Here is an 8,937-nt window from a genome sequence, read left to right as displayed (position 1 = left end):
CAGAGGCCGAAGAGAACTTCTATGCACAGCGCGACGTGCTCGATATGGTCGCGTGAAATGAAGCTATAGGTCTCCGACAAACCCGGAGCGATTCAGTCAGCTTTTTCTGAGGTTGCTGTTGTGTCAGTAATCGGAAATAAATTGCAATTGCGAATCAGTCGCATTTAAATTTATACCTGTAATCAATCACACATGAAAAGGGAATATCATGAGGTTAAAGCATCCGTTCATCGCGCTGCTGACAGTTCTCGGGACCATTGGACATGTCGGGGCGGCGTCGAGCGAGCCAATTGTCCGGCACTTCACCATCCTCGCTGCCGAGCCCAAGGGGGGCACCAACGTGGCGCAGGAGCCGTTTCCGGCACAGCCGTTACCCGAAGGAGGCGGCCATGTCGTCAAGGAGCCGAACGCGGAGGGCCGATGGGAGGTATCGAGCTATGTCTGGCTCCCGTCGCAGATCGTGGTCACGCAGGGGGATAATGTCGTCCTGGACTTTGTCGGTATCAATGGTGCGTCACATCACACCGAGATCGAGGGCCTGGGACATGCGTTCACCCTGCGCCGCGGTGAGCTCGCCAGGATCGAGTTCGTCGCGGATCGTGTCGGCGTCTTTTCTATCATCTGCCACGATCATCCGTCGTCAATGCGCGGCGAGATCGTAGTGTTGCCGGTCAGCTGATCCTGCTTGAAGGCGGTCGCAACCTGTTTCGCGATACCACGACGCAACCATCCCCCGGCAGCCGGGTGGTTGACAGTGGCGGCGGGCGCTGTATAAGCGCGGCTTCATTGGTGTTGGTGGACCCCGCAAGGGGAAGCCTGTCGGGGACTGTCGCAAGGCGGGACCAGAGGACAACGCCCTTCGCAATTCAAGAAGGAGATCAGCCGTGACCAAACGCACGTCTGCCAAGTACAAGATCGACCGTCGGATGGGCGAGAACATCTGGGGGCGTCCGAAATCCCCGGTCAACCGCCGTGAATACGGCCCCGGCCAGCATGGTCAGCGCCGCAAGGCGAAGGTGTCCGACTTTGGTCTGCAACTGCGCGCCAAGCAGAAGCTGAAGGGCTATTACGGCGATCTGACCGAAAAGCAGTTCCGTCGCATCTATGCCGAGGCCGAGCGGGTCCGGGGCGATACCGGCGAGAACCTGATCGGTCTGCTGGAGCGGCGTCTGGACGCCGTGGTCTATCGCGCCAAGTTCGTGGCGACGATGTTTGCCGCGCGTCAGTTCGTGAACCATGGCCATGTCACCGTGAACGGCAACCGCGTCAACATCCCCTCCTACCGGGTGAAGGAGGGCGATGTGATCGAGGTGCGCGATCGCTCGAAACAGATGACCGTGCTGCTGGAGGCCGTGCAGCTGGCCGAGCGCGATGTGCCGGATTACATCGAGGTCGACCATTCCAAGATGGTGGCGAAATTCGTCCGTCAGCCGGGTCTGTCGGATGTGCCCTATCCGGTGATGATGGAACCGAACCTCGTGATCGAATTCTACGCGCAGAACTAAGCCCGGTTCTGACGCATCCGATCCGAAAGGCCGCGCCGCCGGGTGCGGCCTTTTCGCTTTCAGCCCGTGGGAGATGACCAGAATGACAGAGGATTACCCGGTTTACAGCCGCATCGACGGACCCGTCGTGATGATCGGTTTCGGCTCGATCGGCAAGGGCACCTGGCCCCTGATCGAGCGGCATTTCGAGTATGACGCGGACCGTTTCATAGTGATCGAGCCGGATGCGGGCCAGCACAATTTCCTGCGCCAGCACAAGCTGAATTTCGTCGATGTGGCGTTGACGCCCGAGAATTACCGCGAGGTTCTGGGCGGGCTTTTCCCCGAAGGCAGGGGGTTCTGTGTCAATCTGAGCGTCGATACCTCGTCGCTGGATATCATGCGGTTCTGCCGTGAGATCGGCGTGCTTTATATCGACACGGTGGTCGAGCCCTGGGCGGGGTATTATTTCGGCACCGAGGACAACGCCGCGCGGACCAATTACGCGCTGCGCCAGGCGGTGCGGGACGAAAAGGCGGCCAATCCCGGCGGGCCGACGGCGGTAAGTTGCTGTGGCGCCAATCCGGGCATGGTGAGCTGGTTCGTCAAGGAGGCGCTGCTCATGCTGGCGCGCGACACGGGGCGGGATGTCGAGGTGCCCGCAGAGCGTGCGGGCTGGGCCAGGTTGATGCAGTCGCTGGGCGTCAAGGGCGTGCATATCGCCGAGCGCGACACGCAGGCCCGTCATCAGCCACGCCCGCGCGGCGCGTTCGTCAATACATGGTCGGTCGAGGGGTTCATCGCCGAGGGGTTCCAGCCCGCCGAACTGGGCTGGGGCACGCATGAGACATGGTTTCCCGAGAACGGCCACCGGCAGGCGCGCGGCTGCAAGGCGGCGATCTGGCTGGAGCGGCCCGGCGCCATCACCCGCGTGCATAGCTGGTGTCCGACGCCGGGGCCGCAATTCGGTTTTCTGGTCACGCATAACGAGGCGATCTCGATCTCGGATTACTACACGGTGGGGTCGGGCGATCACCCGGAGTATCGTCCGACCTGCCATTATGCCTATCACCCCTGCGACGATGCGGTGCTGAGCCTGCACGAGATGTTCGGCTCTGGCCGGCAGCAGGCGCGCCATCACATCCTGACCGCGGATGAGATCGTGGAGGGCGGCGACGAGCTGGGCGTGCTGCTTTTCGGTCACGAACGCAACGCGCTGTGGTTCGGATCGCGGCTGTCCAACGCCGAGGCGCGGGATCTGGCGCCCTATCAGAATGCCACCGGGTTGCAGGTGACGAGCGCCGTGCTGGCGGGCATGGTCTGGGCGCTGGAGAACCCGAACGCGGGCATCGTCGAGACCGACGAGATGGATCACGCGCGATGCCTTGCGGTGCAGCGGCCCTATCTGGGCCCGGTCGAGGCGCATTACACCGACTGGACCCCGCTCACCGACCGCTGGGAGCATTTCCCCGAGGATATCGACGAAAGCGACCCCTGGCTCTTTCGCAACGTTCTGGCGTCGTAGGGTGCGGTTCTGCCTGCCCGGCGAGCGGCGGTTTTAGCCTTTCTTTGCCCTGACGGCCCCGCTATGTAGCGGGACGACAGGAGAGCAGATCAGATGACGAAGATCACGCCGCAGCCGGGCATCATGGATATTGCGCTCTACAAGAGCGGCGAGGCCGTGATTCCGGGCCGGACCGAGGTGCTCAAGCTTTCGGCGAACGAAAGCCCTTATGGTCCGTCCGATCGGGCCAAGGAGGCCTTTGCGCGGTCGGCGGCGACGCTGCACCGCTATCCCTGCACCGATCATGCGGATCTGCGGGCAGCGATCGCCGAGGTGCATGGCCTTGATCCGGAGCGGATCATCTGCGGGGTGGGTTCGGACGAGGTGCTGCAGTTCGTGGCGCAGGCCTATGCCGGGGCGGGCGACGAGGTGATCCATACCGAGCATGGATTTGCCATGTATCCGATTCTGGCGCATGCGGTGGGGGCGACCGCGGTATGTGTGCCCGAGCGCGACCGCCGGGTGGATGTGGAGGCGATTCTTGCGGCCTGCACGGCGCGGACGCGGATCGTGTTCATTGCCAATCCCGGTAATCCGACGGGCACGCTGTTGTCCGGGACGGAACTGGCCCGGCTCGCGGACGGCATTCCGGGTGGTGCCATTCTGGTGCTCGACGGGGCCTATACGGAATTTGCAGAAGGTCATGATGGCGGTGCCGCACTGGTCAGCGCGCGCGAGAATGTCATCATGACGCGCACATTCTCCAAGGCCTATGGGCTGGGTGGGCTGCGTATCGGGTGGGGGTATGCGCCGGGCGCGATCATCGGGGTCTTGAACCGTATTCGGCAGCCTTTCAACCTTTCGTCGACGCAGCTTGTCACCGCAGAGGTGGCGATGCGTGATCAAGCCTGGCTGGCCAAGGTTGTCGCCGACACGATCCGCAATCGTTCCTGGCTGATCGAGGCGTTGCGCAAGACGGGTGTCGCGGCGGATGACAGCCATGCCAATTTTGTCCTTGCGCGATTTGGTTCCGAGCAGGAGGCCGCGGATTGCGACGCCGCGCTCAGGGGCGAGGGAATTCTGGTGCGCCGGGTGGCGGGATACGGCTTTCCGGACGCGCTTCGGATCACTGTGGGTGACGAATCCGCCTGTCGGCGGGTCGTGCATGCGATCGGTCAGTTCAAGGGGGTCCGCTGATGGCGCAAATCTACGGGCGGGTGGCGCTGATCGGTCTCGGGCTGATCGCCTCGTCGATGTTCTGGGCGATGAAGCGCGCGGGCGTGGCGGGCGAGGTGACGGGCTATGCGCGGACGTCCGAGACGCGGGATGTGGCGCGCGAGATCGGGCTGTGCGACAGGGTTTGCGAGAGTGCGGCAGAGGCGGTGGAGGGTGCCGATCTGGTGGTGCTCTGCGTGCCGGTGGGGGCGATGGGGGCGGTCGCCGCCGAGATCGCGCCGGTGCTCAAGGCCGGGGCGACGGTGAGCGATGTGGGGTCGGTCAAGGGCGCGGTGATCGCGGCGGTGGGGCCGCACCTGCCCGAAGGCGTGCATTTCGTGCCCGCGCATCCGCTGGCGGGGACCGAGCATTCGGGGCCGCGATCGGGCTTTGCCGAGCTGTTCGACAATCGCTGGTGTCTGATCGTGCCACAGGCGGGCAGCGACCGCGTGGCGGTCGAGCGGCTGGAGCGGTTCTGGCAGGCCTTGGGCAGCCATACCGACGAGATGGATGCCGAGCATCACGATCTGGTGCTGGCGGTCACAAGCCACGCGCCGCATCTCATTGCCTATACGATGGTTGGCGTGGCCGACGATCTGCGCCGCGTCACTGACAGCGAGGTGATCAAGTATTCCGCCGCCGGGTTTCGGGATTTCACCCGGATCGCGGCCAGCGATCCGACCATGTGGCGCGATGTGTTCCTGAACAACAAGCAGGCGACGCTGGAAATCCTGGGTCGGTTCACCGAAGAGCTGTTCGCCTTGCAGCGGGCGATCCGCACCGGCGATGGCGCGCATCTGCATGCCTATTTCACCCGCACGCGGGCGATCCGGCGGGGGATCATCGAGGCCGGGCAGGACACCGATGCGCCGGATTTCGGCCGGGGCAGAAAGACATGATGCGGGCGGTTCTCGGGGCGGCGCTGGGGCTGAGCCTGGTGGCGACGGGCTGTGGGCGCGGCGATGACCCGGAGGTGACGCGGCGCGGGGGGCTGTGTGGCGATCCGGGGCTGGCGGGGTCCGTGTCGGGTTATCTGCCGGGCGAGGTGGCGGGCTGTGGCGTGGAGCGCGCGGTGCGTCTGGAGGTGGTGCATGGCGTGCGGCTGAGCCAGCCTGCGACGCTGGATTGCCCGACGGCGCGGGCGGTGGGCAAATGGGTCAGGCGCAGCGCCAAGCCGGAGGTCCGTCGGATGGGCGGCGAACTGACCGGTCTGCGGGTGCCGGCGCATTACGTCTGCCGGGCGCGCAACCATCAGTCCGGCGCGCGGATCTCCGAGCATGGCAGGGGGCGCGCCATCGACATCGCGGCGCTGCAACTGCGGGACGGCACCGAGATTTCAGTGCTCGAGGACTGGGGCAACGGGCAGAAGGGGCGCATCCTGCGGCGGCTGCACGGGCAGGCCTGCGGGACATTCGGCACCGTGCTGGGCCCCGAATCGGACGCCCATCACCGCGATCATTTCCATTTCGACACGGCGCGGCATCGTGGCGGACCCTATTGCCGGTGAGGCCCGGCGCGCGGGTGCGGCACGATCTTTTGGTGCGGTGCGGCGGGTCTGCGGCGGATCGTCTCCTTGTAATCGCGTGACAAAGGCGTAAGTTGCATATCTGCCAAGCGGGAGACATGCCATGCCCAAGCTGATCCGTCTCTACATCACGCAGGTTGCCATCGGTTTTGGCATCGCGGGGGCCTTTGTGGCGCTGCTGCTGTGGTTCGATATCGCAAACCTCTGGCATCTGGTCACCCATTCCGACAAGGGCGTTCTGGCGGTGGTGATCCTGTGGATCGCCAACGGGATCGTGTTTGCCGGGGTGCAGTTCGCCATTGCCGTCATGCGCCTGAAGGATAACGATGACGACGAGCCGCGCGGCGGGCACCGGCAGCGCATCATGCAGCATTACCATGCGGTGATCCCGGTGCGCGTCGAACAGGGGCAGGGCCGCGCCTTCTGGCAGAAGCGCTGAGTGGCGTTCCGGGGTTTCCTGTTGTCGGGGAAGGTGTGACGGGCCCGCCGCGGCCGTTTGGTGTTCTCATTCCCGAGGACCTGTATGTACAGGTGGGCATCGGGTAACCGGACCAGGACCCGGACAGAGCCAATTCCCTCGGAATTGCTTAAGGCCACCGGAATGCAACCAGTCACGAGAAGGGCAGCACCCGCCACCGCTCTGAGATAAGCCTTGTGAGGGCCTCCGGCAAGGGGTTGATTGCGTTCCCGTTTTGTTCATAATCGGGTCATGGATCAGGTCGCCGATCAGATTGTGCCGCCGGGGCAATTGCTGGCGCGGGGCGTGTGCCGCCACCTGCGCAGCCATGATTTCGATGCGATGACGGAATTCGTCCCCGAGCGGGGGCGGCGGGTGGATGTGATGGCGATTGGCCCCAAGGGCGAAATCTGGGTGGTGGAATGCAAGTCGAGCCGCGCCGATTTCATCGGGGATGGCAAGTGGCAGGGCTATCTGCAATGGTGCGACCGCTATTTCTGGGCGGTGGACGAGACGTTTCCCCTCGATCTTCTGCCCGAGGGCACCGGGCTGATTCTGGCGGATGCCTATAATGCCGAGATTGTCCGCATGGCGCCGGAAACGCGGCTGGCGGGGGCGCGGCGTGCGGCGCTGACGCGGAAATTCGCGCGCCATGCGGCGCGGCGGTTGCTGGGGCTGACGGATCCGCGCCTATGATCCCTTGCCGCGCGCGGTCCTGGCGGAGGCGAGGATCTCAGAGGCGATTTCCTCGGCCTCGTCTGGGGTGAAATCCATTGGAATTTCAACGCCTTGCGCCTCAATGTAAAGGCGCACCATGCCCTGATCGGTGGGCCCGATCTGAAGATTGGCCTCGATGTCGCTCTCTGAATTGATGCCCATGGCGGTCTCCTTGAAAGAGCCGCTCTGCTACCCGTTTCCCTCTTGCTTGGCAAGCGTTCTGGCGGTTTTCTGTGGCCCATGGACAAGATCACCCTGCGCCCGTTTCGTGCCGAGGATGCCCCCTGGCTGGTGGCGCAGCACGGGGCGCTCTATGCCCGCGACGAGGGGTTTGACGAGACGTTCGCGGTGCTGGTGGCGGAGATTCTGGCGGATTTCATCGCCGCCCATGATCCCGAGTGCGAGGCAGGCTGGATCGCCGAGGTGGACGGGCGCAGGCTTGGCTCGATCTTTTGCGTGCGGCTGAGCGGGGATATCGCCAAGCTGCGGCTCTTTCTGCTTGTGCCCGAGGCGCGTGGCAGGGGGCTGGGCAGGCGGCTGTTGGAGACCTGCATGGCCTTTGCGAAGGCGCGGGGCTATCACGGCATGCAGCTCTGGACGCATGAGAGCCATCGCGCCGCCTGCGCGCTCTATGCCCGGAGCGGCTGGCGGCTGGTCTCGTCCCGGCCGGTGCGTTCGTTTGGCTGCGACCTGGTGGAACAAAGCTGGGAGGTTGCGTTCCGGTAGAGGTTATTTCCGATGTGGTGAGCCGATTGGATGCAACATGCTGTAGAGTGGCAAGATTGAATCGCATGAACCGATTGTTAAAGAAAATTGCCTAAGAATCATTTGTAATCTCCCAGCAGGAACGTATATCAAAAGTATCTACATGAAGGCAGCAACGCAAAACGTGGAATGGATAAGCGGGAGACGAGACATGCAAGTCAATATAGCGAAATGGGGCAATAGCCTTGCGCTCAGGCTTCCAAGCCATCTGGCGCGCGAGTCCCGGCTTGCAGAGGGTGCAACGGTGAATCTCGAATTGCGCGACGGATCGTTGATCGTGACGCCGGTGCGAAAGAAATTCAAGCTCGCGGAGCTATTGAAGGATCATGACAAGGCAGCCGCATCAGAAGTTGACTGGGGCCGCCCGGAGGGTGACGAAGAGTGGTGAGAAACGGGACATACCAGCCGGATCGGGGGGATCTGATCTGGTTGGACTTCACACCACACGCAGGAACGGAACAGGGCGGGCGAAGGCCTGCCTTGGTATTATCGCGACAGGATTTCAATATTGCGACCGGGCTTGTATTCGTCTGCCCGGTTACAACAAAAGAGAAAATCAGCTCTTTTGACGTTCCCTTGCCAAAAGGCGCCAGAATTTCAGGCGTGGTCATTACCAGTCAGGTCAGAAGTCTTGACTGGTTGGCAAGAAACGCGGAATTCAACAGCAAGGCCGATCACCATACCATGTGTGAGGTTCTTGGCAGGATAGAAGCAATTCTTGAAATTGATCTCTGACGGACAAATTTCAAAGTGACCCATGGCGCGTCTTTCATTAGGCTTGCAATCACGCGGCGGTAAAGTTAAATCGCCCACCAGTGCCGCCTTAGCTCAGTTGGTTAGAGCGCTGGATTGTGGATCCAGAGGTCCCCTGTTCAAGCCAGGGAGGCGGTACCATCCCGCTCAGGGCGCGTTGCGTGCCGGTCAGGCCAGGGTTGCGGCCAGGGCCATGATGCCGATCAGCAGGAAGAGTGCGACAGTCATCATGGCGGGCAGGCGGCTGAGCCAGCGTTGCCAGCCGCGCGGCAGGAGTCGGCCCGTCCACCAGGCGATTGCGGCGCTCACTCCGGCACCGAGCTGGAATTGCAGGAACAGCGTGACCCGGTTCATGCCGCGGGTGAAACCGTCTCCGTCGGGGGGCATGTTCGCGGTCACGAGGAACGATCCCGCATAGAGCGCCGTCCAGAGGGCGAAGAGCAGGATGATCCAGTGCAGTCGTGTCATGGTTCTGTTCCCCGGTGGGGATCATGACGCGGGAGGGCGGTTTTGCAAA

General features: G+C 63.2%; 13 protein-coding genes and 1 tRNA gene. 12 read left to right on the top strand and 2 right to left on the bottom strand.

What is annotated here, in order from left to right:
- Nucleotides 1–208: 208 nt before the first annotated feature.
- The 8 genes from BSG08_RS07155 (at nt 209) to BSG08_RS07120 (ending at nt 6,881) form a co-directional block, all read left to right on the top strand.
- Nucleotides 209–679 carry a cupredoxin domain-containing protein gene (locus BSG08_RS07155; RefSeq protein WP_093034234.1) on the top strand — a complete coding sequence of 157 codons (471 nt, stop codon included), beginning with the start codon at nt 209–211 and terminating at the stop codon, nt 677–679.
- Between the two features lie 205 nt (nt 680–884).
- Complete coding sequence (rpsD, locus tag BSG08_RS07150; RefSeq protein ID WP_093034231.1) at nt 885–1,505, top strand: 30S ribosomal protein S4; 621 nt, start codon at nt 885–887, stop codon at nt 1,503–1,505.
- An 82-nt stretch (nt 1,506–1,587) separates the two neighbouring features.
- Nucleotides 1,588–3,009: a homospermidine synthase gene (locus tag BSG08_RS07145; RefSeq protein WP_093034228.1), complete on the top strand. Its 1,422-nt coding sequence runs from the start codon at nt 1,588–1,590 to the stop codon at nt 3,007–3,009.
- 93 nt (nt 3,010–3,102) lie between these two features.
- Entirely contained in the window at nt 3,103–4,185 is a 1,083-nt protein-coding gene (hisC, locus tag BSG08_RS07140; RefSeq protein WP_093034225.1) for a histidinol-phosphate transaminase, read from the top strand.
- The gene (locus BSG08_RS07135) at nt 4,185–5,102 is read left to right on the top strand and encodes a prephenate/arogenate dehydrogenase family protein (protein WP_093034222.1); all 918 of its coding nucleotides are present in this window, start codon (nt 4,185–4,187) and stop codon (nt 5,100–5,102) included. The genes hisC and BSG08_RS07135 overlap by 1 nt, the downstream gene beginning before the upstream one ends.
- Nucleotides 5,099–5,710 carry an extensin-like domain-containing protein gene (locus BSG08_RS07130; RefSeq protein WP_093034219.1) on the top strand — a complete coding sequence of 204 codons (612 nt, stop codon included), beginning with the start codon at nt 5,099–5,101 and terminating at the stop codon, nt 5,708–5,710. The genes BSG08_RS07135 and BSG08_RS07130 overlap by 4 nt, the downstream gene beginning before the upstream one ends.
- Before the next feature lie 121 nt (nt 5,711–5,831).
- Complete coding sequence (locus BSG08_RS07125; RefSeq protein WP_093034216.1) at nt 5,832–6,167, top strand: hypothetical protein; 336 nt, start codon at nt 5,832–5,834, stop codon at nt 6,165–6,167.
- 270 nt (nt 6,168–6,437) lie between these two features.
- On the top strand, nt 6,438–6,881 hold the full coding sequence (locus BSG08_RS07120; RefSeq protein WP_093034213.1) for an MmcB family DNA repair protein: 444 nt from the start codon (nt 6,438–6,440) through the stop codon (nt 6,879–6,881).
- Here BSG08_RS07120 and BSG08_RS07115 read toward each other — a convergent pair.
- A complete protein-coding gene (locus BSG08_RS07115) occupies nt 6,876–7,064 on the bottom strand; it encodes a DUF6324 family protein (protein ID WP_093034209.1) in 189 nt (62 codons plus the stop codon). The genes BSG08_RS07120 and BSG08_RS07115 overlap by 6 nt on opposite strands.
- 78 nt (nt 7,065–7,142) lie before the next feature.
- Here BSG08_RS07115 and BSG08_RS07110 point away from each other — a divergent pair, with 78 nt between their 5' ends.
- The 4 genes from BSG08_RS07110 to BSG08_RS07095 all read left to right on the top strand — a co-directional run bounded on the left by BSG08_RS07110 (nt 7,143) and on the right by BSG08_RS07095 (nt 8,561).
- Nucleotides 7,143–7,628, top strand: a complete 486-nt coding sequence (locus BSG08_RS07110) for a GNAT family N-acetyltransferase (RefSeq protein ID WP_093034324.1) — start codon at nt 7,143–7,145, stop codon at nt 7,626–7,628.
- Nucleotides 7,629–7,818: 190 nt separating this feature from the next.
- Nucleotides 7,819–8,055 (top strand): AbrB/MazE/SpoVT family DNA-binding domain-containing protein, encoded by a 237-nt coding sequence (locus tag BSG08_RS07105; protein ID WP_175544715.1) that lies wholly within the window; start codon nt 7,819–7,821, stop codon nt 8,053–8,055.
- Nucleotides 8,049–8,402, top strand: coding sequence for a type II toxin-antitoxin system PemK/MazF family toxin (locus tag BSG08_RS07100; RefSeq protein ID WP_093034203.1), 354 nt, complete (start codon nt 8,049–8,051; stop codon nt 8,400–8,402). The genes BSG08_RS07105 and BSG08_RS07100 overlap by 7 nt, the downstream gene beginning before the upstream one ends.
- Before the next feature lie 82 nt (nt 8,403–8,484).
- Nucleotides 8,485–8,561 (top strand) — tRNA-His (locus BSG08_RS07095).
- A gap of 27 nt (nt 8,562–8,588) precedes the next feature.
- Here BSG08_RS07095 and BSG08_RS07090 read toward each other — a convergent pair.
- Nucleotides 8,589–8,888 carry a hypothetical protein gene (locus tag BSG08_RS07090; RefSeq protein WP_093034200.1) on the bottom strand — a complete coding sequence of 100 codons (300 nt, stop codon included), beginning with the start codon at nt 8,886–8,888 and terminating at the stop codon, nt 8,589–8,591.
- Nucleotides 8,889–8,937 lie beyond the last annotated feature (49 nt).

Origin of the sequence: Roseovarius azorensis (assembly GCF_900109455.1) — a bacterium.
GTDB lineage: Bacteria > Pseudomonadota > Alphaproteobacteria > Rhodobacterales > Rhodobacteraceae > Roseovarius > Roseovarius azorensis.
Note: the sequence above shows the minus strand (reverse complement) of the source record. Positions and strands in the feature narration are given on the sequence as shown.